At 72.7% G+C, this 23,351-nt stretch carries 19 protein-coding genes; 11 read left to right on the plus strand and 8 right to left on the minus strand.

Annotated features, from left to right (window positions below):
* Nucleotides 1–109: 109 nt before the first annotated feature.
* Complete coding sequence (serS, locus tag ABD954_RS16755; RefSeq protein WP_345486833.1) at nt 110–1,399, plus strand: serine--tRNA ligase; 1,290 nt, start codon at nt 110–112, stop codon at nt 1,397–1,399.
* Complete coding sequence (locus ABD954_RS16760; protein WP_345486834.1) at nt 1,396–2,202, plus strand: HAD family hydrolase; 807 nt, start codon at nt 1,396–1,398, stop codon at nt 2,200–2,202. The genes serS and ABD954_RS16760 overlap by 4 nt, the downstream gene beginning before the upstream one ends.
* 315 nt (nt 2,203–2,517) lie before the next feature.
* Here ABD954_RS16760 and lpdA read toward each other — a convergent pair whose 3' ends face one another.
* Nucleotides 2,518–3,921 (minus strand): dihydrolipoyl dehydrogenase, encoded by a 1,404-nt coding sequence (gene lpdA / locus ABD954_RS16765; RefSeq protein WP_345486835.1) that lies wholly within the window; start codon nt 3,919–3,921, stop codon nt 2,518–2,520.
* 144 nt (nt 3,922–4,065) lie between these two features.
* Here lpdA and ABD954_RS16770 point away from each other — a divergent pair, with 144 nt between their 5' ends.
* Nucleotides 4,066–4,863, plus strand: coding sequence for a FadR/GntR family transcriptional regulator (locus tag ABD954_RS16770; protein WP_345486836.1), 798 nt, complete (start codon nt 4,066–4,068; stop codon nt 4,861–4,863).
* Between the two features lie 158 nt (nt 4,864–5,021).
* Nucleotides 5,022–6,206, plus strand: coding sequence for a CynX/NimT family MFS transporter (locus ABD954_RS16775; RefSeq protein ID WP_345492237.1), 1,185 nt, complete (start codon nt 5,022–5,024; stop codon nt 6,204–6,206).
* Between the two features lie 49 nt (nt 6,207–6,255).
* Here ABD954_RS16775 and ABD954_RS16780 read toward each other — a convergent pair whose 3' ends face one another.
* Genes ABD954_RS16780 through ABD954_RS16795 form a run of 4 tightly spaced genes read right to left on the minus strand, consistent with a single transcriptional unit; the run spans nt 6,256 to nt 9,806 of the window.
* Entirely contained in the window at nt 6,256–6,975 is a 720-nt protein-coding gene (locus ABD954_RS16780; protein ID WP_345486837.1) for an ABC transporter permease, read from the minus strand.
* A 14-nt stretch (nt 6,976–6,989) separates the two neighbouring features.
* The gene (locus tag ABD954_RS16785) at nt 6,990–7,901 is read right to left on the minus strand and encodes an ABC transporter ATP-binding protein (RefSeq protein ID WP_345486838.1); all 912 of its coding nucleotides are present in this window, start codon (nt 7,899–7,901) and stop codon (nt 6,990–6,992) included.
* A gap of 55 nt (nt 7,902–7,956) precedes the next feature.
* The gene (locus ABD954_RS16790) at nt 7,957–8,853 is read right to left on the minus strand and encodes an ABC transporter permease (protein WP_345486839.1); all 897 of its coding nucleotides are present in this window, start codon (nt 8,851–8,853) and stop codon (nt 7,957–7,959) included.
* The gene (locus ABD954_RS16795; protein ID WP_345492239.1) at nt 8,850–9,806 is read right to left on the minus strand and encodes an ABC transporter ATP-binding protein; all 957 of its coding nucleotides are present in this window, start codon (nt 9,804–9,806) and stop codon (nt 8,850–8,852) included. The genes ABD954_RS16790 and ABD954_RS16795 overlap by 4 nt, the downstream gene beginning before the upstream one ends.
* Before the next feature lie 224 nt (nt 9,807–10,030).
* Between ABD954_RS16795 and ABD954_RS16800 the strand changes: the two genes are divergently transcribed.
* The 7 genes from ABD954_RS16800 (at nt 10,031) to ABD954_RS16830 (ending at nt 16,776) form a co-directional block, all read left to right on the plus strand.
* Nucleotides 10,031–10,879 carry a M24 family metallopeptidase gene (locus ABD954_RS16800; RefSeq protein ID WP_345486840.1) on the plus strand — a complete coding sequence of 283 codons (849 nt, stop codon included), beginning with the start codon at nt 10,031–10,033 and terminating at the stop codon, nt 10,877–10,879.
* A 2-nt stretch (nt 10,880–10,881) separates the two neighbouring features.
* On the plus strand, nt 10,882–12,660 hold the full coding sequence (locus ABD954_RS16805; protein WP_345492241.1) for an SDR family oxidoreductase: 1,779 nt from the start codon (nt 10,882–10,884) through the stop codon (nt 12,658–12,660).
* Between the two features lie 62 nt (nt 12,661–12,722).
* The gene (locus tag ABD954_RS16810) at nt 12,723–13,670 is read left to right on the plus strand and encodes a MerR family transcriptional regulator (protein WP_345486841.1); all 948 of its coding nucleotides are present in this window, start codon (nt 12,723–12,725) and stop codon (nt 13,668–13,670) included.
* An 88-nt stretch (nt 13,671–13,758) separates the two neighbouring features.
* A complete protein-coding gene (locus ABD954_RS16815; RefSeq protein WP_345486842.1) occupies nt 13,759–14,301 on the plus strand; it encodes an RNA 2'-phosphotransferase in 543 nt (180 codons plus the stop codon).
* A 62-nt stretch (nt 14,302–14,363) separates the two neighbouring features.
* Nucleotides 14,364–14,822, plus strand: a complete 459-nt coding sequence (locus ABD954_RS16820; protein WP_345486843.1) for a hypothetical protein — start codon at nt 14,364–14,366, stop codon at nt 14,820–14,822.
* Between the two features lie 100 nt (nt 14,823–14,922).
* Complete coding sequence (locus ABD954_RS16825; RefSeq protein WP_345486844.1) at nt 14,923–15,825, plus strand: LLM class flavin-dependent oxidoreductase; 903 nt, start codon at nt 14,923–14,925, stop codon at nt 15,823–15,825.
* A 99-nt stretch (nt 15,826–15,924) separates the two neighbouring features.
* Complete coding sequence (locus ABD954_RS16830) at nt 15,925–16,776, plus strand: Cof-type HAD-IIB family hydrolase (RefSeq protein ID WP_345486845.1); 852 nt, start codon at nt 15,925–15,927, stop codon at nt 16,774–16,776.
* 109 nt (nt 16,777–16,885) lie between these two features.
* Here ABD954_RS16830 and ABD954_RS16835 read toward each other — a convergent pair whose 3' ends face one another.
* From ABD954_RS16835 to cydB, 3 genes are read right to left on the minus strand one after another with little or no spacing between them, the layout of a single operon-like run.
* Entirely contained in the window at nt 16,886–18,616 is a 1,731-nt protein-coding gene (locus ABD954_RS16835) for a sensor histidine kinase (RefSeq protein WP_345486846.1), read from the minus strand.
* Between the two features lie 20 nt (nt 18,617–18,636).
* A complete protein-coding gene (gene cydD, locus ABD954_RS16840; RefSeq protein WP_382745695.1) occupies nt 18,637–22,317 on the minus strand; it encodes a thiol reductant ABC exporter subunit CydD in 3,681 nt (1,226 codons plus the stop codon).
* Nucleotides 22,318–22,345: 28 nt separating this feature from the next.
* Nucleotides 22,346–23,347 carry a cytochrome d ubiquinol oxidase subunit II gene (gene cydB / locus ABD954_RS16845; RefSeq protein WP_345486848.1) on the minus strand — a complete coding sequence of 334 codons (1,002 nt, stop codon included), beginning with the start codon at nt 23,345–23,347 and terminating at the stop codon, nt 22,346–22,348.
* Nucleotides 23,348–23,351: the final 4 nt, after the last annotated feature.

Here is a 23,351-nt window from a genome sequence, read left to right on the forward strand (position 1 = left end):
CCGCCTCCCCTGAGGGGCGAAATCCTCGAAAGCAAAGCAATTCGGGCAAAGCGACACGCATTGCTATATCGGGTAGGGCCGGTACCAGCGGCACCGGTAGCCTGGTGGGGTGATTGACCTTCGCCTGCTCCGTGAGGACCCCGACCGTGTTCGCGCCTCCCAGCGCGCCCGTGGAGAGGACGTCGCGCTCGTCGACGCCCTGCTCTCCGCCGATGAGCGGCGCAGGTCGTCCGGCGTCCGCTTCGACGAGCTCCGTTCCGAGCAGAAGGCGCTCGGCAAGCTGATCCCCAAGGCCACCCCCGAGGAGCGCGCCGCGCTCCTGCAGAAGGCCGAGCAGCTCAAGACCGACGTCAAGGCCGCCGAAGCCGAGCAGAACGAGGCCGACGAGACGGCCCGCGCCCTGCTGCTCCAGCTCGGCAACATCGTCCACCCGGACGTGCCCGTCGGCGGCGAGGAGGACTTCGTCGTCGTCGAGACGCACGGCACCATCCGCGACTTCGCGGCCGAGGGCTTCGAGCCCAAGGACCACCTGGAGCTCGGCGAGGCGCTCGGCGCCATCGACGTCGAGCGCGGCGCCAAGGTCTCCGGCTCGCGCTTCTACTACCTGACCGGTGTCGGCGCGCTCCTGGAGCTCGCCCTGGTCAACGCGGCCATCGCCCAGGCCACCGAGGCCGGCTTCATCCCGATGCTCACCCCCGCGCTGGTCCGCCCGCGCGCCATGGAGGGCACCGGCTTCCTCGGCCAGGCCGCGGAGAACGTGTACCACCTGGAGAAGGACGACTACTACCTGGTCGGCACCTCCGAGGTCCCGCTCGCCGCGTACCACATGGACGAGATCATCGACGCCGACAAGCTGCCGCTGCGGTACGCCGGCTTCTCGCCGTGCTTCCGCCGCGAGGCCGGCACGTACGGCAAGGACACGCGCGGCATCTTCCGCGTCCACCAGTTCGACAAGGTCGAGATGTTCTCGTACGTCGCGCCGGAGGACGCCGAGGCCGAGCACAAGCGGCTCCTGGACTGGGAGAAGCAGTGGCTGACCTCCCTGGAGCTGCCGTTCCAGGTGATCGACGTCGCCACGGGCGACCTGGGCGCCTCCGCCTCCCGCAAGTTCGACTGCGAGGCGTGGATCCCGACCCAGGGCAAGTACCGCGAGCTCACCTCCGCCTCCAACTGCGACGGCTTCCAGGCCCGCCGCCTGTCCGTCCGCATGCGCGACGACAAGGACGGCAAGAAGGTCGTGCAGCCGCTGGCCACCCTGAACGGCACGCTGTGCGCCGTCCCGCGCACCATCGTGGCGATCCTGGAGAACCACCAGCTGGCCGACGGCTCGGTGCGCGTGCCCGAGGTGCTGCGCCCCTACCTCGGCGGCCGTGAGGTCCTGGAGCCGATCTCCAAGTGAGCCCCTTCCCCTACCGCCTGGTCGCGACGGACCTCGACGGCACGCTGCTGCGGGCCGACGAGTCCGTCTCGGACCGTACGCGGGACGCCCTCGCCGCCGCGACGGCGGCGGGCGCCGCGCACATCGTCGTGACCGGCCGGGCGGTGCCCTGGACCCGCCACATCCTCGACGACCTCGGCTACGAGGGCCTCGCGGTGTGCGGGCAGGGCGCGCAGGTCTACCACGCGGGCGAGCACCGGCTGCTGACCTCGCTGACGCTCGACCGGCAGCTCGCCGGGCTCGCCCTCTCCAAGATCGAGGCGGAGGTCGGGCCGCTGGCCGTGGCCGCGAGCCGCGACGGCCTGGAGGGCGAGGTCCTGATCGGACCCGGCTACCGGACGCAGAGCGGCCCGCTGCCGTACGTGCCGTACGAGGACCCGGCGGAGCTGTGGTCGGCGCCGCTCACCAAGCTCTACATCCAGCACCCGACGCTCGGCGACGACGAGCTGGTCCGGGCCGCCCGCACGACCGTCGGCGCCCTCGTCGACGTCGTCATGGCGGGCGCGGGCATCGTGGAGATCCTTCCGCTCGGCCTCAGCAAGGCCACCGGCCTGTCGCTCGCCGCCCGCCGGCTGGGCGTGAAGGCCGCGGAGACCATCGCCTTCGGTGACATGCCCAACGACATACCGATGTTCGGCTGGGCGGCCCACGGCGTGGCCATGGCCAACGCCCACGAGGAGCTGAAGGCCGTGGCCGACGAGGTGACCGCCTCGAACGAGGAGGACGGCATCGCCGTCGTCCTGGAGCGTCTGCTCGCCTCGTAGGCCGACGGGCCGGACGGGGTTTCCCGGCACGGGGGCGGTTTCCCGGCACGGGGGCGGTTCCTGGCACGGGGGCGAGGTCCCGGGCGGGGAGACGGGTCCCCGGCACGGGCTCGGAATGCTCGGTACGAGGCGGGGCGGCCCGCGCGGTTCGCCTCCGCGCGCTCGAAGCGGCCGCCCCGTTCTCGTACGCCCTCAGTGTGCGCCCCCACGCCCCGCCCCCACCAACGGTTTATCCCGCGATGCCGATGCCCGCGATGACGGGGCGGGCCGGACGGACGTGCCGGGTGGGCGTACGGGGGTGAGGGCGGCGAGGACTCAGAAGTTGATCATGTGGCCGGCGATGCCGTGGATCGCTTCCTTGACGGCCTCGCCCAGCGTCGGGTGGGCGTGCACGTTGCGGGCCACCTCGTGGACGGTGAGGTCCCACTGCTGCGCCAGGGTGAGCTCGGGCAGCAGCTCGGTGACGTCCGGGCCGATCAGGTGGGCACCGATGATCTCCCCGTACTTCGCGTCGGCGACGATCTTCACGAAGCCGGTCGAGTCGCCGAGGCCGTGCGCCTTGCCGTTCGCCATGAAGGGGAACTTGGCGACCTTGACGTCGTACCCCTTCTCGCGCGCCTGCGCCTCCGTGTAGCCGAAGCTGGCGATCTGCGGCTGGCAGTAGGTGGCGCGCGGGATCATCGCGTAGTCGAGCTCCATCGTCTCGGCGTCCGCGATGGTCTCGGCGGCGATGACGCCCATGGCCTCGGCGGTGTGCGCGAGCATCAGCTTCGCGGTGACGTCACCGATGGCGTAGATGTGCGGCACGGAGGTGCGGCAGCGGCCGTCGACGTCGATGGCGCCGCGCTCGGTGAGGGAGACTCCGGTGTTCTCCAGGCCGTAGCCGGAGACGTTCGGCGCGAAGCCGATGGCCTGCAGGACCTTGTCGGCCTCCAGGACCTTGCTCGCCCCGTCCTTGCCGGTGACGGTGACGCGGACCTGCGGGCCGGACTCGTCGATCGCCTCGACACGGGTGGAGGTGAGGACGTCGATGCCGAGCTTGCGGTACTGCTTCGCGAGCTCCTTGGACACCTCCTCGTCCTCCAGCGGGGCCATCCGGTCCAGGAACTCGACGATGGTGACCTTGGTGCCGTAGTTGTTCAGGACGTACGCGAACTCGATGCCGATCGCACCGGCGCCGGCGATGACGATCGACTTCGGGGCGTCCTCGGCGAGGATCTGCTGCTCGTACGACACCACGCGGTCGCTGAGGGAGGTGCCGGGCAGCAGGCGCGGGGAGGCGCCGGTGGCGATGATGCAGTGGTCGAAGGTGACCGTCTGCGTGGTGCCGTCGGACTTCGCCACCTGGAGGGTGTTCGCGTCGACGAAGGTGCCCCGGCCGTCGAACTCGGTGATGCCGTTCTTCTTCATCAGGAAGTGGACGCCCTTGACGCGGCCGTCCGCGACCGTGCGGCTGCGGCGGAACGCCTCGCCGTAGTCGAAGGAGACGGTGCCGTCGACCTTGATGCCGAAGGTCTTGGCCTCGTGGTGGAAGATGTGGGCGAGTTCGGCGTTGCGCAGCAGCGCCTTGGTGGGGATGCAGCCGACGTTCAGGCAGACACCGCCCCAGTACTTCTCCTCGACGACCGCGACCCGCTTGCCCAGCTGGGCGGCGCGGATGGCGGCGACGTAGCCGCCGGGGCCAGCTCCGAGTACGACGACGTCGAAGCGGTCTGACATGACTGACTCCCGAGGGTGGTGAGGGTGTTCGGTCGCGTACGAGTCCACGTACGAGGCCACAGTAGTCCCGGAGCGTCAGGCCGACAGTTGTAGGATGACCGGGCAATCCGATGGGTTGAGGCAGGGGATACGAGTGAGGCGTTCATGGCACTGAAGGCGGCGGGGCGGACCTCGTTGACGGACTCCGTCGTGGAGCAGTTGCGGGCCCAGCTCGCGGAGGGCGAGTGGGCGGTCGGCGACCGCATTCCCACCGAGCACGAGCTGGCCCAGACGCTGGGCGTGGGCCGCAACACCGTCCGCGAGGCCGTCCGGGTCCTGGTCCACTCGGGCCTGCTGGAATCCCGCCAGGGCAACGGCACCTTCGTCAGGTCGACCGCCGATCCCGCCGCCGTGCTGCACGGCGTGCGGCACGCCGGCGCCCGGGACGTCCTGGAGCTGCGCGCCGCCCTGGAGGCGGAGGCGGCCCGGCTGGCGGCGGTCCGGCGCGACACCCATGACCTGCTGAGGCTGCGGGCGGCGCTGGCCACCCTGCGCGAGGAGGGCGACCGTGACGCGGACGCCGACCTCGCCTTCCACCTCGCGGTCGTCGAGGCCACCCACAACGCGGCCTTCCGCGAGGTCTACCGCTTCTTCTCCGCCCAGGTCCACGAGGTCCTGGTGCACGCGCTCGGCGACCACGCGATGCCGCCGGTCGACATCGACGCCCACGAGGCCCTCGTCGCCGCCATCGAAGCGGGGGACGAGGACGCGGCCGAGGCGGGGGCGCGTGAACTGCTGCGGGTGCCGCTGGCGACGGTCGCGGCGCTGACGGACGCGCCGGAAGGCGGGGCGGCGAAGGACGACGGGGCGGCGGACGACGGCGTGGCTGCCGGCCGGGCGGCGAAGGACCGGTCGGCTGAGGACCGGGTGACCCGGGACCGGGCGGCGGGGGCCGACCGGTGAGGTCCTCGTTCTCGGATACGGAGCCGGCGGCCGACGCGGAGGCGGGGGCGGACGCCGGGGTCGGACCCGGCGCCGGTGCGGGGACCCGGGCCGGGGTCGCGGTCGGGGCCCGGGGCCACCGCCGGTCCTCGGCCACCGGGGCGGCCGCCCGGCGCGCGCTGCTCGCCCACCCCGTCCTGCTCCTCGTGGGCATCGTGCTCGCCTCGCTCAACATGCGGGCCGCGCTGGCGAGCGTGTCGCCGCTGGTGAGCGAGATGGCGGAGGCGTACGGGCTCTCCCCGGCCGCCAGCTCCCTGGTGACCTCGGTGCCGGTGCTCTTCCTGGGCCTGGGCGCGCTGGTGGCGCCCTGGCTCGGCCGGCGCTTCGGCGCGGAACGGGTCCTGTGCGCCGCCCTGCTGCTGCTCGGCGCCGGGATCCTGGTGCGGGTCCTGCCGTCGGCGGCGGCCCTCTACTGCGGCGGGGTGCTGGTCGGCACGGCCATCGCCCTGCTGAACGTGCTGATGCCCGGTCTGATCAAGCGGGACTTCCCCGACCGCGCCGCGTCGATGACCTCCCTCTACACGGGTGCCATGATCGCGGGCGCCACACTCGTCGCGGCCTCCTCGGTGCCCCTGGAGCGGGCGCTCGGCGGCTGGCGGGCCTCCCTCGCCTCCTGGTCGCTGCTCGCGGTGGTGGCGGCCGTCGCCTGGCTGCCGCAGGTCCTGATCGCCCGGGGCCCCGGCCGCGCGGGGCTCGGGGCGGGGACGGGCGCGAGCCCCGCCACCGGGCCGGTCCGGTCGGTGTGGCGGTCGGCGCTCGCCTGGCAGGTCACCCTGTTCATGGGCCTGCAGTCGCTGTGGTCGTACGTCCTGATCGCCTGGATGCCGACGATCTTCACGGACCACGGGATGAGCCGCTCCACGGCCGGTGTCGTCTTCGCCTTCAACAACCTGATCCAGGTCGCGGGTGCCTTCGCCGTCCCCCTGCTGGCCGGCCGGATGCGGAGCCAGCGGCCCCTGGTCGTCCTCGTGACGACACTGGTCGCGGCCGGGTACGCCGGCCTTATGGTCGCTCCCGTGGAGGGCGCCTGGCTCTGGTCGGCGGTCCTCGGGGTGGGGCAGGGCGGGGCGGTGGGCCTCGCGCTCACCCTGATCGTGCTGCGCTCGGGCGACGCGGTGACGGCCGCCCGGCTCTCCGGGATGGCCCAGACCGTCGGCTATCTCCTCGCGGCGGCCGGTCCGCTGGCCGCCGGCGCCCTCCACCAGGCCACCGGCTCCTGGACGCTGCCGATCACCGCCGTCCTCGGCGTGTGCGCCGCGGCGCTCGCGGTGGGCCTGCTGGCGGCCCGGAACCGTACGGTCTGAGGGACCCTCCGGGGTCCCGGCGTACGGGCCCGGGCCGCGGCGGGGGCTGCTACTCCTCGCCGGCGAGCGTGAGCGTGCGCAGCTTGCGGCCCGCGTACCAGGTGGCCGCGACCGTCACGGCCGCCAGCAGACTCACCGCCGTGGGCAGGCCGACCTCGGAGGAGACCAGACCGTCGCCGGTGACCTTCTCCGCGAGGGCCAGCGCCCACTGCTGCACGCTCAGCGTCTTGGCGCCCGAGATGAGGGAGCCGAACAGCGCCTCCCAGACCAGGGCGTAGACGAGGCCGATGACCACGGCGTGCCGGCTGACCGTGCCGAGGAGCAGGAAGAGGGCGCTGTACGCGATGGAGGCCACCAGGGCCGCCACGGTGTAGGCGACCGCCACCTGCTGTCCGTTGCCGTTGAGGACGAACCCGGCGAGGAGGGTGGGCAGGGCGGAGAAGACCATGGTGACGGCGACGGCCACGATCAGCTTGGTGAAGATGATCGTCGGCCGCTTCACCGGCTTGGCGAGGAGATAGACGATCGAGCCGTCGTCGATCTCGGGTCCGATGGCGCCGGTGCCGGCGATCACGCCGATCAGCGGCACCATCGTGGCGAGCGCGAACCCGCCGAGGACATCGGCGGCGACCTGGTCGTCGGCGCCGTTGAGGGCGCGGATCGCCGCCGCGATCACGAGCAGGAGGGCGGGCAGCGCGAAGAGGATGAGTGCGCGGCGGCGGCCGAGCAGGGCCCGGTAGGTGAGCCGTGCGACGGTGGGGTTGTACATCGGTCGGGCTCCTTTCAGGCCGTGACGAGATACGAGAAGACGGATTCGAGGGACTCGTCCGAGGGCGAGACCGTCAGGAGCCGGATGCCGCGCTCCCGGGCGACCTTCGGCAGCAGTTCGGTGAACCGGCCGAAGTCCACGGCCTGGACGCGCAGTCCGCCGTCGGCGTGGTCGATCTCGATGCCGGCCGTCGACGGGTCGGCGATCAGCGCCGCCGCCAGGGCCCGGTCGTCGTCGGAGCGGACGAGATAGCGGTGCGGCCGGTCGGTCATCAGCCGGCGGATGCGGCGGAAGTCGCCGGAGGCCGCGTGCCGTCCCGCCACGATCACCTCGATGTGCGAGGCCAGCTGCTCGACCTCCTCCAGGATGTGCGAGGAGAACAGCACCGTGCGGCCCTCGGCGCCCATCCGGCGCAGCAGGTCCATGAGCTGCATGCGCTGGCGCGGGTCCATGCCGTTGAAGGGCTCGTCGAGCAGCAGCACGGACGGCTCGTGGACGAGGGCCGAGGCCATCTTCACGCGCTGCCGCATGCCCTTGCTGTACGTGGCGATCTTGCGGTCCTGGGCGTACTCCATCTCCACCGTGGCGAGGGCCCGCTGGGCCTCGGCGTCGCCCAGGCCCTGCAACTCGGCGTTGGCGACGACGAATTCGCGTCCGGTGAGGAAGTCGTACATCGCCTCGCGCTCGGGGACGACGCCGATCTCCTTGTAGACCGCCTCGTTGCGCCAGATCGTCGTCCCGTCGAGGGTGACGGTGCCGGTGGAGGGGGCGAGGAAGCCGCCCATCATGTTGATGAGGGTGGACTTTCCGGCGCCGTTGGGGCCGAGGAGTCCGGTGACGCCGGGGCCGATGGTCATGGTGACGTCGTTGACGGCCACGACGTTGCCGAACCAGCGTGAGACGTGGTCGATGGAGAGAACGCTCATGGGCGCGGCCCATTCTCGGGAAGGGTGGTGGTGGGCGACGGGAGGGCGGTCACGGTCACAGCCCGACCTTTCGGTAGCGGCGCATCAGGACGCCGTACGAGCCGGCGATCAGGGCGAGGACGGCCAGGAGGTAGACCACGCCGACGCCGGTGCCGGGCGCCGCGTCCTCCCCTCCGGGGAAGGGGGTGGGCGCGCCCAGGAACGCCGCCTGCACGCCGCCGATGAGGGTGAGCGGTGAGAACAGGCCGATCCACTTGACGGCGCCGATGTTGTCCGTGCCGTAGGCGATGCCCTGGAGGGTGGAGACCGCTCCGTAGGAGATCACGAGGACGGCGATGACGGCGGCGACACCGAAGCCGCGGCGCGGGGTGAGGGCCGCCATGACCAGGCCGATGCCGCCGAAGAGCAGCGAGAGCAGCGCCACGGAGGTCAGGCCCTGCCCGAACAGCTTGGTCTGCTCGGCGAAGTCCATCTTGGCCAGCAGCGCGCCGATCCAGAGGATCAGGAGCGGGGCGGCGGTCAGGACGAACAGGGCCGAGGCCATCGCGCCGTACTTGGCGAGGACGTAGTCCACGCGCTCGATCGGGCGGGAGAAGTACAGCGGCACCGTGCGGAAGCGGAGGTCGCGGGAGACGGACTGCGGCGCCTGCGCGGCCACGAAGATGGCGATCACCAGCTGGAGGTAGATCGCGTACTGGGTGTACTCGATCGACAGCTTGCTCTGCTTTCCGACGACCGCGACGGCGACGATGATCAGCGCGGGCACGCACATCACCGCGAAGAGGATCATCGGCAGCACCTTGGACTTGGCGCTGCGGCCCAGGCCGTAGGCGCCCCGCAGCGACTGCGAGAAGAGCGAGCGGCGCGCGTAGTCACGGCCGAGGCGCGGCCCGTCGTACGTGCGGTAGCCGATGTTGTGGATCCGCGTGGTCTCGGGGGTCTGGGAGCTCATCGCGCCGTCACCTCCTGCTGGTCGGCCGCCTTGAAGACCTCGGCGATGTGGTGACGGCGCTGCTCCATGCGCACCAGGCCGAGGCCGAGGCCGGCGACGGTGTCGCGGACGAGGTCGTAGGTCTCCTCGCCGGAGGCCTCCAGGAGCAGGATGTGGCCGGCGCCGGGCAGGCCGTCCTCCACGCCCGCGTGGAGGGTGACGCCGGCGGCGGTCAGGGCGGCGCGGAGCGCCTCCGTGCCGTCGGGGTGCGCGTCGGAGTCGGTGACCTCGACCGCGAGGGTGGTGGTGGACCGGGTGAAGTCGCTGGTGGAGCTGGAGCGCAGCAGCCGTCCGCCGTCGATGACGACGACGTGGTCGCAGGTGCGCTCCAGCTCGCCGAGCAGGTGGGAGGTGACCAGGACCGAGATGCCGAAGTCCGTCCACACCCGCCGGATCAGGCCGAGCATGTCGTCCCGGCCCACCGGGTCGAGGCCGTTGGTCGGCTCGTCCAGCAGGACCAGCTGCGGGTCGTGGACGAGGGCCTGGGCGAGCTTCACCCGCTGCTTCATGCCGGTCGAGTAGCCGCCCATCGGGCGGTAGCGCTCCTCGTAGAGACCGACGTGGCGCAGGGTGTCCGCCGTGCGCTCGCGGGCCGCGGTCGGCGGCAGGCCGGACATCCGCGCCATGTGGACGACGAACTCGGTCGCCGAGACGTCGGGCGGCAGGCAGTCGTGCTCCGGCATGTAGCCGACGCGCTCGCGGATCTGCGCGCCGGAGGTCGCGACGTCGAGTCCGAGGACCTCGGCGCGGCCCTCCGTGGCGGGGGAGAGACCGAGCAGGATCTTGATCATCGTGGACTTGCCGGCTCCGTTGGCACCCACCAGTCCGGTCACACCGGGCCCGATGTCCAGGGAGAGCCGGTCGAGAGCGGTCACCCGGGGGAACCGCTTGCTGAGGCTTTCGGTAGCGATCACAGTCACGCTTCGACGGTAGTGGCGTACGTCACGGCGGTCGTCAGCCCAACGGCTCGTTCCATGTCCGACCTCAGACGTACAAGCCCGTAGGGGAGCTGCTACCCACGTCGTTTTCCACAGGGTCGTGCACGCCCCTTGACGCCGCCGCCGGGCATTGTCACATTCATCAGTGGCAAGTTACGGACACGTAGCGCTACGGGTGCTCACACGGACGGACGGGTGGCATGACCCCAGCAGTGACAGGCGTATCCACCGCGGAGCTGCGGGGCTTCAGAGAAGTCCAGCGCCTCGCCTACGCATGCGCGGAGGCCGTCGCGGCCCAGCTCAAGCCGGGCGTGACCGAGCGCGAGGCGGCGCGCATGCAGCGCGAGTGGCTGTCCGCGCGAGGGGTGCGGGACTGGTTCCACCGGCCGTTCGCCTGGTTCGGGGACCGCACCGCCTTCGTCGACTTCAGGATCCCGCTCCAGTTCTTCCCGACCAACCGGCGCCTGGAGCCCGGCATGCCGTTCATCCTCGACATGGCGCCCGTCCACAAGGGCTACACCGCGGACATCGGCTATTCCGGCTGCCTGGGCCTCGACCCGCTCCACGACAAGCTCCTTGCGGACCTGCGGGAGCACCGCGAGCTGATCCTGCGCGAGGTGCGCGAGCGCCGCACCCTGCGGGAGATCTACGAGGACGTGGACCGCCTCATGGTCCGCCAGGGGTATGCGAACCGGCACCGGGCCTACCCCTTCGGCGTCATCGCCCACAAGATCGACCGGGTGAAGGAGCGCCGCTGGTCGCCGACGCTGTTCGGCTTCGGCACCCAGTCCCTGAAGGGCCTGGCGAGCGACGCCCTGCACGGCCACCGGGACGGCTGGTCGCCGCTGTGGTCGCCGTACAGGTTCTCCGACCACCCGCCCAGGCCCGGCCTGTGGGCGGTCGAGCCGCACCTCGGATTCCGGGGGACGGGCGCGAAGTTCGAGGAGATCCTGGTCGTCACCGACTCCCGGGACCCCGAGCAGAGCGCGTTCTGGCTGGACGACGACCTGCCGCACGTGCGGCGCTGGAGCGAGGAGAAGGCAGCGTGAGCGTGAGTCTCGACGGGGCGCGGGGGCGCCGGGTCCGCACGGGCGGGATAGAGCTGTGCGTGGCGGAGCTGGGCGATGCGGGCCGGCCGACGGTGCTGCTCGTCCACGGCTATCCGGACTCCAAGGAGGTGTGGTCCGAGGTCGCGACCCGGCTCGCGGAGCGGTTCCACGTGGTGCTGTACGACGTGCGGGGCCACGGCCGGTCGACGGCGCCGGCCCCGCTGCGCGGCGGGTTCACGCTGGAGAAGCTGACGGACGACTTCCTGGCCGTCGCGGACGCGGTCAGCCCGGACCGGCCGGTCCACCTGGTGGGCCACGACTGGGGATCGGTGCAGTCCTGGGAGTTCGTGACCGTCCCGCGCACGGAGGGCCGGATCGCCTCCTTCACCTCCCTGTCCGGGCCGTCGCTCGACCACTTCGGCCACTGGATCAAGAGCAGGATGACCCGGCCCACCCCCCGCCGGGTCGGCCAGCTCCTCGGCCAGGGCGCCAAGTCCTGGTACGTGTACCTGCTGCACACCCCGGTGCTGCCGGAGCTGGCCTGGCGGGGACCGCTCGGCAAGCGCTGGCCGAGGATCCTGGAGCGGTTCGAGCGGGTGCCGGCCGGGGACTACCCGACCGCGTCCCTGCCGGGCGACGCGGCGCACGGTGCCTGGCTCTACCGGGACAACGTGCGGGCCCGGCTCTCCCGCCCGCGGGCCGACGCCTATGCCCACGCGCCCGTGCAGCTGATCACGCCGACCGGTGACGCCTTCCTCTCCGAGCGGCTCTACGACGACCTGGCGGCCTGGGTGCCGGACCTGACCCGGCGGACCCTGCCGGCCAAGCACTGGGTCCCGCGCACCCGGCCCGATCAACTGGCTTCCTGGATCACCGAGTTCGTCGAGGCGAACGAGGACCCGGCGACCAAGGCGCCGAGGACGCCCCGGAAGAGCGGCGCCCGGCCGGAGTACGCGGAGCGCTTCGGCGGCCAGCTGGTCCTGGTGACCGGCGCGGCCAGCGGCATAGGCCGCGCCACCGCCTTCGCGTTCGCCGAGGCGGGCGCGCGGGTCGTGGCGGTGGACCGGGACGGCGAAGGGGCCGCCCGTACGGCGGAGATGGCCCGGCTCATCGGCGCTCCGGCGGCCTGGGGCGAGACCGTCGACGTGGCCGACGAGCAGGCGATGGAGAAGCTGGCCGCGAAGGTGGCGAGCGAGTACGGCGTGGTCGACGTGCTGGTCAACAACGCGGGCATCGGCCTGAGCGGCTCGTTCTTCGAGACGACGAGCGAGGAGTGGAAGCGGGTCCTCGACGTCAACCTGTGGGGCGTCATCCACGGCTGCCGGGTCTTCGGGTCGCAGATGGCCGAGCGGGGGCAGGGCGGCCACATCGTCAACACGGCCTCGGCCGCCGCCTTCCAGCCCTCCCGGGCCCTGCCCGCGTACGGCACCTCCAAGGCGGCGGTGCTCATGCTCAGCGAGTGCCTGCGGGCCGAGCTCGCCGGCCAGGGCATCGGGGTCTCGGCGATCTGCCCGGGCATCGTCAACACCAACATCACGGCGACCGCGCGGTTCGCGGGGGTGACGGACGAGGCCGAGGAGAAGCGGCGCCAGAAGAGGGCATCGCGGCTGTACGGGCTGCGCAACTACCCGCCGGAGAAGGTCGCGGACGCGATCCTGCGCGCGGTGCTGCGCAACCAGGCCGTCGTCCCCGTCACTCCCGAGGCCCGCGGTGCCCACCTGCTGTCCCGGCTGTCGCCGGGTGTGCTGCGGTCGTTCGCCCGGTGGCAGCCGCCGGCGTAGCGCGGGGCGGCGCGGTCGTACGATCCCTCGACGGGTGAAGGGAGCGGTCGGTGGGAGCGGGTTTGTCCGAGCAGTCAGCACAGCCGGAGTACCGGATCGAGGACCTGGCCCATCACAGCGGGGCGACGGTCCGGACGATCCGCGCCTACCAGGACCGCGGCCTGCTGCCCCGCCCGGAGCGGCGGGGCAGGTCGAACGTGTACGGGGACACGCATCTGGCGCGGCTGCGGCAGATCGCCGACCTGCTGGACCGCGGGTACACCCTGGCCTCCATCAAGGAGCTCCTGGAGGCCTGGGACGCCGGGCGCGGACTGGGCGGAGTGCTCGGTCTGGTCGCCGAGGTGGACGGGCCGTGGACGGACGAGGAGGCCGACCGGATCTCTCGTGCCGAGCTCGACGCGCGCTTCGGCGGCACGCCCGACGAGGAGGCGGTGCGGGAGGCGGTCGAGCTCGGCGTGCTGGAGCGCATCCCCGGCCGCGAGACGGAGGAGTACCTCGTCCCGAGCCCCCAAGAGCTGGCCGTGGCGGCTGAGTTGCACGCGGCGGGTGTCCCGCTGTCGGCGATCACCGGGCATCTGAGGGAACTTCGCGGCCAGGTCGAACAGATCGCCGCCCGTTTCCTGGAGTTCACGACCGAGCACGTCTTCGCCCGCTATCTGGAGCACCGCCCGCCGTCGGACGCGGACGCGGCGGAGGCGGCGACGATGGTGCGGCGGCTGCGGCCGCTCGCCCAGCAGACGGTGGACGCCGAACTGGCCCGGGCCATGAGGCTGTTCGCGACCCGCCACCTGCAGTTCCACCTGTCCCCCGACGGTCCCCCTCCGGAGGAGCGGGAGCCCCGCACCGTGGCGCTTCCGCCGGCCACGATCCGGGCCGTGGAGCGGCTTGTTGGCGCCGAGAACGTCGCGGCGTTCATCACGGCAGCGGCCGAACGAGAGGTACAGAAGCGGGCATTGGACACTCTCGCTTCAAATGCCGTAAAAGACAACCAAATAGGGCAAGTGCCGTAAAAAGCAGACCCGTTGTCCACAGGGTCGCCAATTCTCCTGTGGATAAATGCAGTTGGCTGTGGAACAAACCTACGGCTTCAATGAATTCATGAATGACGAGAAACGCACCGTGAAGGTGTCGAAGTACCTCTCGAAGCACCTGCGCCACCAGCCCGAACGCATCGGCCTCGTCCTCGACCCGCACGGCTGGACGGAGATCGACGCGCTCCTGCGGGCCGCCGCCGAGCACGGCTTCCCGATCACCCGCGCCGAGCTCGACCACGTCGTCGCCGCCAACGACAAGAAGCGCTTCGCGATCGAGGGCACCCGCATCCGCGCCAGCCAGGGCCACACCGTCCCCGTCGACCTCGACCTGCCGGCCGTCGAACCGCCCGCGTACCTCTACCACGGTACGGTCGCCGCCCGGCTCCCCGCCATCCGGACCGAGGGCCTGCGCCCCATGGCCCGCCACCACGTGCACCTCTCGCCCGACCGGGAGACCGCCACCCGCGTGGGCGCCCGCCGGGGACGGCCCGTGGTGCTGAGCGTCGACGCCGGTGCCATGCACCGGGCCGGCCACGTCTTCCACGTCAGCGCCAACGGCGTCTGGCTCACCGACGCCGTACCGCCGGAGTTCATCCGCCTTCCCTGACCCCTGCCGCCTGCCGCCCCTGCCCCCTGCCACCCGTGCCGCCCTGAGGCATGATCGTGGCCATGGGAGCCCCGTACCCGCACCTGCCGACGACCGAGTCGGCCGTCGCCGCCCTCCGCGAGATCGCCCGGGACTACGGCCTGGAGATGACCGTGACCGACGACATCGGCGCGGACCAGACCTCCCGCCGCACCGCCGCGGGCGCCTTCACCGTCCTCGACCCCGACGGCTCCCTCCCCCACGAGGCGTTCGTCGAGCTCGGCGGCACTCCGGCGCTGTCCGTCCGCCTCTTCCCCGAGGACGACGCCAAGATCACGGTCGAGGGAGTGGACTTCGAGGACGTCCCCCGCGACGCGGTCCCGGCCTTCCTGCGCGCCGTCCTCGACGGCCTCGCCCATGTGAAGAGCCGGTTCTTCCCGCCCGGCTGGTGGCTGATCGTCCCGCTCCCCGGCGACGAGACGTACAAGGAACTCGTCACCCCCGCCTCGATCACCCCCTGGCTGTCCCGGAACGCCCGCTGACCCCGGCCGACTCCGGTGGCTCCCGCAGACGCCGGCCGCCCCCGGCCGCCCCCGGCCCGCCCCGGGCACCCGCCACCGCGCCCCACGTACGCTCGTCCGTATGACCCTGCGCCTGAGCACCGTGATCCTTCCCGTCGACCGCTGGCACGAGGGCGGCCGCGCCGCATGGCAGCGGGCCGAGGAGCTCGGCTTCCACGCCGGCTACACCTACGACCACCTGTCCTGGCGCTCCTTCCGGGACGACACCTGGTTCGGCGCCCTGCCCACGCTCACCGCCGCCGCGACGGCAACCGAGCGGCTGCGGCTCGGCACCCTGGTGACCTCGCCGAACTTCCGGCACCCCGTCACCCTCGCCAAGGAGCTCATCTCGCTCGACGACATCTCCGGCGGCCGGATCACCCTCGGGATCGGCGCGGGCGGCGACGGCTTCGACGCCACCGCCCTCGGCCAGGAGCGCTGGACCCCCCGCGAGCGCGCCGACCGGTTCGCCGAGTTCGTGCCCCTGCTCGACCGGCTGCTCACCGAGGGGGCCGTCACCCAGCACGGCACCTTCTACTCGGCCGACGAGGCCCGCAACATCCCCGGCTGCGTGCAGCGGCCCCGGCTGCCCTTCGCGGTCGCGGCGACCGGCCCGCGCGGCCTCCGGCTCGCGGCACGCCACGGCCAGGCGTGGGTGACCACCGGCGACCCCAAGCTGTACGCGGACGGGACCCCGGAGCAGTCGGTGGCGGCCCTGCGCGGCCAGATCGACAAGCTCGGCACGGCCTGCGCGGAGGCGGGCCGCGACGTGACGGAGCTGGACAAGATCCTCCTGACCGGTTTCACGCCGGAGCAGAACACGGTGCTGCGCTCCCTGGACGCCTTCGTGGACTTCGCCGGCCGCCACCAGGAGCTCGGCTTCACCGAGATCGTGATCCACTGGCCGGTCCCCGACTCCCTCTTCGCCGCCGACGAGGCCGTCTTCGAGAAGATCGCCACCGAGGCGGTCGCCCAGCTCGCCTGACCCGGCGCACCGGGCGTGCGGGGGCTGGGCGAGCCGCACCGGCCACTCAGATGTGCACACCCTCGCACGCTCGTGCACTTCGTACGGAACAATGGATCGGTGACCTCAACCCGAACCGCGCGGACGCGCCTGATCGCCACCGACCTCGACGGCACCCTGCTGCGGGACGACAAATCCGTCTCGGAGCGCACGGTCGCCGCCCTCGCCGCCGCCGAGCGGGCCGGCATCGAGGTCTTCTTCGTCACCGGCCGCCCGGCCCGCTGGATGGACGTCGTCAGCGACCACGTCCACGGCCACGGCCTCGCGATCTGCGCCAACGGCGCCGCGGTCGTCGACCTCCACTCCGGCGGCACGTTCATGGAGGTCCGCCCGCTGCGGCGGCCCGTCGCCCTGGACGTCGTCCGCGCCCTGCGCACCGCCGCACGCGGCACCAGCTTCGCCGTCGAGCTCACCACCGGCATCCACTACGAGCCGCAGTACCCGCCGTTCTTCCTCGACCCCGGCGCCACCGTCGCCACCGCCGAGAAGCTCCTCTACGAGGAGACCCCGGGAGCCGCCGCCCCCGTCCTGAAGCTGCTCGCCCAGCACCCGGAGCTCGACCCGGACGACTTCCTCGCCGTCGCCCGCGCCGCCGTCGGTGACCTGGCCTCCGTCACCCGCTCCAGCCCGACCGCCCTCCTGGAGATCAGCGGCCTCGGCGTCTCCAAGGCGTCCACCCTCGCCCACTGCTGCGCCGAGCGCGGCATCACGCCCGACCAGGTCGTGGCCTTCGGCGACATGCCCAACGACATCGAGATGCTCAGCTGGGCGGGCCGCTCCTACGCCATGGGCAACGCCCACCCGGACGTCATCGCCGCCGCCTCCGGCCGCACGGTCGGCAACAACGAGGACGGCGTGGCCCTCATCATCGAGCAGCTGGTCGCCGAAGCGGTGGGGGACCTGCGGCTGTAGGACCCGTCGGGACGACCGCGGCGGCACCCGTCGGGACGACCGCGGCGACCGACCGGCCCCCTCGGGACGACCGCGGCGACCGGACCCGTCGGGACGACCGGCGGGCCCCCTAGAGCGGGGCCTCCCAGATCACCGTCGTACCGCCGCCGTGGTCGCCGATCCCCGGGCCGCACCAGCTCGCGCCGCCGAGGGACTCGGCCCGGCGGGCCAGGTTGCGCAGGCCGCTGCGGCGGCCGCCCTCGGGGAGGCCGACGCCGTCGTCCGCGACCGTGAGCCGCACGCCCTGGCGGCCGTCCGGGAGGGTGACGGTCGCGTCCACGGCCACCTCGATCCGGGTGGCCTCCGCGTGGCGGAAGGCGTTGGAGAGCGCCTCGCGCAGCGCGGCGATCAGGTTCTTGCCGGTGAGGTCGCCGACCGTCGTGTCGATCGCCCCGGTGAAGCGGTGGGCCGGCTGGAAGCCCAGCGGCACCGCCGCCATGTTGATCTCCCGCAGGACCCGTGTGCGCAGCCCCGACGGAGCCTCGGCCGGCCCCTGCTGGAGCGCGAAGATCGCGGTGCGGATCTCCTGGATCGTGACGTCCAGCTCGTCCACGGCCTTGCCGACCCCTTCCTGCACGGCCGGCACGACGGACTTGCGCTGGGCGCTCTCCAGCATCATCCCGGTGGCGAACAGCCGCTGGATGACGAGGTCGTGCAGGTCACGGGCGATCCGGTCGCGGTCCTCGTAGACGGCGAGCCGCTCCCGGTCCCGCTGCGCCTCGGCCATCATCAGGGCCAGCGCCGCCTGCGAGGCGAACTGGGTGGCCAGGGTCCGCTCGGCCTCCGTGAACGGCCGCTCCCCGCGCGCCCGCGGGGTGGCGAGGGCGCCCAGCACCCGGCCGCCGCTCTGCAGCGGCAGCAGCATCGCCGGCCCGTACTGCGCGGACAGCCGGCGGGCCATCCCCGGCTCGCGGGAGGCGTCGGCGACGAACACCGCCTCGCCCTCCATCAGCCGTTCCACCACGGCGCTCTCGGGCCCGATCACCACGCCGAGCGTCTTGGAGGGGCGGGGCGAGGAGACCGCGACGATCTCCAGGCCGCCGTCCTCGGCCGGCAGCAGCACGATGCCCGCGGCGGCGTCGGCGAGCCGCCGGGCCTGCTCGGCGACGACGGTGAGCGCGTCGTCGGCGTCGCCTCCGGAGAGCAGCGCCGTGGTGACGGCGACGGAGCCGTCGATCCACCGCTCACGCTGCCGGGCGGCCTCGTACAGGCGCGCGTTGCCGATGGCGATCCCCGCCTCGGTGGCGAGCACACGGACCATGTGGACGTCGTAGTCGTTGAACGGGCCGCCGCCGTTCTTCTCGGCGAGGTAGAGGTTGCCGAAGATCTCGCCCTGGACCCGGATCGGTACGCCGAGGAAGGTCCGCATCGGGGGGTGCCCCGGCGGGAAGCCGGCCGCACGCGGGTCGGCCGTCAGGTCGGCGAGCCGGATCGTCTCGGGCTCGCGGATGAGTGCGCCGAGCAGCCCCGCGTGCCCGTCGGGCCGGCGCCCGATGCGCCGGACGTCCTCGTCCGGGACGCCGTGGGTGACGAAGTCCGACAGGCCGTCGCCCTCGTCGTCGACCACTCCGATGGCGGCGTACCGGGCGTCGGCGAGCTCGGCGGCGGTCTCGCAGATCCGGTCGAGCGTGGAGTGCAGCTCCAGGCCGGTGCCGACGGAGCGCATCGCCTCCAGGAGCTGGGGGACGCGGGCGGTCAGCTCCGTGGACAGACCGTGCAGACTGCGCGTGGCCTGGGTCGCGGCTTCGAGCGGGTCCGAGGAGGCGAGCGGGTCCGGGACGTCGGGCGCGGCGGCGGTCATGGCCCCGAGCCTAGTAAGTCCTATTTGGCAAGAAAAGTCGGAGTGTTCCCGGTCGTCAGCAGCAGATCGCTCGCCCTTTCCCGCTCCAGCATCCGCCGCAGCGGCCCCTCGATCGACGCCAGCTCCGCGTACGAGCCGCGCTGCACGGTCCGGCCCCGGTCCAGGACCACGACCTCGTCGACGGCGTCGAGGCCGTGCAGGCGGTGGGTGATCAGCAGGGTCGTACGGCCCCGCGTGGCCCGCAGCAGATCGTCGGTCAGCGCGTCGGCGGTGGCGAGGTCCAGGTGCTCGGCCGGCTCGTCGAGGACGAGGACGGGGAAGTCGGCCAGGAACGCCCGGGCGAGCGCGAGGCGCTGCCGCTGGCCGCCGGAGAGCCGCGAACCGTGCTCGCCCACGAGGGTGTCGAGCCCGTCCGGCAGCCCGTCCACCCACTCCAGGAGCCGGGCCCGTCGCAACGCCTCGCGCAGTTCGTCGTCGCTCGCGTCCGTTCGGGCGAGCCGCAGGTTCTCGCGGAGCGTGCTGTCGAAGAGGTGGGCGTCCTGCGCGCACAGGCCGACCAGACGGCGTACGTCGTCCCCGTCGAGCTCCGTGGCGCTCACCTCGCCGAGCCGGTACGTGCCGCGCTCCACGTCCAGGAAGCGCAGCAGCACCTGGGCGAGCGTCGTCTTGCCGGAGCCGGACGCGCCGACCACGGCGACCCGCCGCCCCGCCTCCAGGGTGAGACCGAAGTCCACCAGCGCCGGCCGTTCCTGGCCGGCGTACCGCGCCGACAGACCGGACAGCTCCAGCGGGAAGGGACCGGCGGGGGCGGCGGCGGGCGTCGCCGGCTCGTGTACGGGCACGGGCGCGTCGAGCACGTCGAAGACCCGCTCGGCACTGCGCCGCACGCGCTGGCGGTACTGGACGGCGAGCGGCAGACCGGTGACGGCCTCGAAGGCGGCGAGCGGGGTCAGCACGACGACGGCGAGCGCCACGCCCTCCAGCCGGCCCTCGCGCACCGCCTGCACGCCGACGAGAGCGGCTGCGACGACGGTGAGGCCGCACACCAGGGCGGAGAGACCGGCACCGAGCGCGGTGGCGGCCGACTGCCGGGAGGCGATGGCGGTGAGGGTGCGGTCGGCCGCGGCCGACCGGGCCACCCGGTCCTTCAGGGCCCCGGCCACGGTGAGCTCGGCGCAGCCGCGCAGCAGGTCGACCACGGTCGTGGTCAGGGCGCCCCGCGCGGGTGCGAGCCGGCGTTCGGCCCGCCGGGCGAGCGCCGCGCCGAGCAGCGGCACGGCCACCCCGGCGAGCAGGAGGCCCGCGGCGAGGACGGCGCCCGCCTCGGGCAGCAGCCAGGCGGTGAAGGCGACCGATGCGGCACCGACGAGGAGCGCGGCGCCCACGGGCAGCAGCCAGCGCAGCCAGTAGTCCTGGAGGGCGTCGACGTCCTGGACGAGACGGGTCAGCAGATCACCGCGGCGGGTCCGGCGCAGCCCGGCCGGGGCGATCCGCTCGAGCCGCCGGTAGACGGCCACCCGGAGATCGGCGAGCATCCGCAGCACGGCGTCGTGCGAGACGAGCCGCTCGGCGTAGCGGAAGACGGCGCGCCCGATGCCGAAGGCACGGGTGGCGGTGACGGCGACCATCAGGTGGAGCACCGGCGGCTGCTCGGACGCCCGGGAGATGAGCCACCCGGAGACGGCCATGAGCCCCACGGCGGACCCGAGCGCCAGACTGCCGAGCAGCAGCGCGAGACCCATCCGTCCCCGCAGCTCGCCGGCCATGCCGCGCACCCGCGCGAACACGGTGCGCGCCTCGGCCGCACCGCCGTTCCGAGCAGCCACGGGCCCCTGACCCACCCCACCGGGCACGCCACCGACCGGACCGACCGGCTCCGCCACAGCCCCGCCCGCACTCGAGACAGAGCTCGTCGCCCCGCCGTGACCGCCCCCATCGGCCTCGGCACCGTCGCCCGCGCGGGACGAACCGGTTCCGGCACGGGGAGCACCGGCCGTCCCCGGCACGCCCGAAGCCGCCTGCCCGTCCGCACGCTCGCCCCCGGGGTCGCCCTCCCCCCGCCGCGCCAGGTGCACGACGCGGTCCGCGACCGCGAGCAGGGCCGGGCGGTGGACGACGAGCAGGACCGTCCGGCCCGCGGCGAGGCGGCGGACGGCGGTGACGACGGCCGCCTCGGTCTCGCCGTCGAGCGCGGCCGTCGGCTCGTCCAGGAGCAGCACCGGGCGGTCCGCCAGGAACGCGCGTGCCAGGGCGAGGCGCTGGCGCTGACCGGCGGAGAGTCCGGCGCCGTCCTCGCCGAGGACGGTGTCCGCTCCCTCCGGCAGTTCGGTGACGAACCCGTCCGCGCCCGCGTCCCGCAGGGCCTGCCGTACCGCCTCGTCGGAGGCGTCCGGCCGGGCGAGCCGTACGTTCTCGGCGATGGTCCCCGCGAAGAGATACGGGCGCTGCGGCACCCAGGCGATCCGGGAGCGCCACTCCTCCAGGTCCAGCGAGGCGAGGTCCGCGCCGCCGACCCGCACGGTGCCGCCCTCCTCGGGCACCGTGAAGCCGAGCACCACGTCCAGCAGGGTCGACTTGCCGACGCCGCTCGGCCCGACCAGGGCCACCGTCTCGTCGGGCTCCACCGTCAGCGTGGCCGCGTCCAGGGACGGTTCGCCGCGCCCCGCATGACGTACGGTCACCCGGTCCAGTTCGAGCCGTACGGACGCGGGCACCGGCCCCGTACCGCCGCCCGGGAGGGGGCTCCCCAGGACCTCGAAGATCTCCTCGGCGGCCGCCAGTCCTTCGGCGGCCGCGTGGTACTGCGTGCCCACCTGCCGCAGCGGCAGATACGCCTCGGGCGCGAGGACGAGGATGACGAGCCCGGTGTAGAGGTCGAGGCCGCCGTGGACCAGTCGCATCCCGATGCCGACCGCGACCAGCGCGACCGACAGGGTCGAGAGGAGTTCCAGGGCGAAGGAGGAGAGGAACGCGATCCGCAGCGTCCGCATGGTCGCCCGCCGGTACTCCGCGGTGATCGACCGGATGCTCTCGGCCTGCGCCTTGGCCCGGCCGAAGACCTTCAGGGTCGGCAGCCCGGCGACCACGTCGAGGAAGTGCCCGGAGAGCCGGGACAGCAGCTTCCACTGCCGGTCCATCCGGGCCTGGGTGTACCAGCCGATCAGGATCATGAAGATCGGGATGAGCGGGAGCGTCACCACGATGACGGCGGCCGAGACCCAGTCCTCGGTGACGATCCGGGTGAGCACCGCCACCGGGACCACGACCGCGAGCCCCAGCTGGGGCAGATAGCGGGCGAAGTAGTCGTCGAGCGCGTCCACGCCCCGGGTCGCGAGCGCGGCCAGCGAGCCGGCCTTCTGTCCGCTGAGCCATCCTGGGCCGAGCCGCGCGGCCTGCTGGAGCAGCCGGCCGCGCAGTTCGGACTTGACCGCCGCGCTCGCCCGGTGGGCGGCGAGTTCGGTGAGCCAGGAGACGAGCCCTCGCCCCGCCGCCACCGCGGCGAGCAGCAGCAGGGGCGTGGTGAGCCCGGAAACCGACAGGTCCTTCTGGAAGGCGCCCACCACGACCTCGGCGATGAGCATCGCCTGGGCGACGATCAGCGCGGCCCCGACGAGGCCGAGCACGATCACCGCCCCGAGGAAGAAGCGGGTGGCCCGCGCATGACGCAGCAGTCGCGGATCGATCGGTTTCACGTGAAACATGCTCCCTGAGACGGCCGACCGGAATCGGCTAGTGAGCTTCGGCGATGTGCTGCGTGCCGATCCTCTTGCGGAACACCCAGTAGGTCCAGCCCTGGTAGAGCATCACCAGCGGGGCCGCGATCGCCGCACACCACGTCATGATCGTGAGCGTGTACGGGCTCGACGACGCGTTGGTGACCGTGAGGCTCCAGGCGGGGTCGAGCGAGGACGGCATGACGTTCGGGAAGAGCGTCAGGAACAGCATCGCCACCGCTGCGGCGATCGTGATGCCCGACAGGGCGAACGACCAGCCTTCCCGGCCGATCCTGATCGCACCGATCGCCCCCACCAGGGCCGCCACCGCGATCACCAGGGCGACCAGGCTGCCGCCGTCACCCTTGTCCACCTGGGTCCAGCCGAGGAAGACCAGCGCGAGGACCGCCGTGACCAGACCGAGCTTGAGCGCCAGCGCACGGGCCCGGACCCGGATGTCCCCCACCGTCTTGAGCGCCGCGAACACGGCACCGTGGAAGGTGAAGAGGGTGAGCGTGACCAGTCCGCCGAGGAGGGCGTACGGGTTGAGCAGGTCCCCGAAGGTGCCGACGTACTCCATCTCCCGGTCGATCTTCACGCCGCGCACGATGTTGCCGAAGGCCACGCCCCACAGGAAGGCCGGCAGGAGGGAGGTCCAGAAGATGGCCTGCTCCCAGTTGTGCTGCCACCTCTCCCCGGATCGCTTCACCCGGTACTCGAAGGCGACGCCTCGGACGATCAGGCAGACCAGGATGAGCAGCAGCGGCAGGTAGAAGCCGGAGAAGAGCGTCGCGTACCACTCGGGGAAGGCGGCGAAGGTGGCGCCGCCCGCGGTCAGCAGCCACACCTCGTTGCCGTCCCAGACCGGGCCGATGGTGTTGATCAGCACGCGCTTCTCCGCGCGGCCACGGGCGAGCAGTTTGGTCAGGACTCCGATCCCGAAGTCGAAGCCTTCGAGGAAGAAGTAGCCGATCCAGAGGACGGCGATGAGTACGAACCAGACGTCGTGGAGTTCCATGCCT

Origin of the sequence: Streptomyces roseoviridis, assembly GCF_039535235.1 — a bacterium.
Taxonomy (GTDB): domain Bacteria; phylum Actinomycetota; class Actinomycetes; order Streptomycetales; family Streptomycetaceae; genus Streptomyces; species Streptomyces roseoviridis.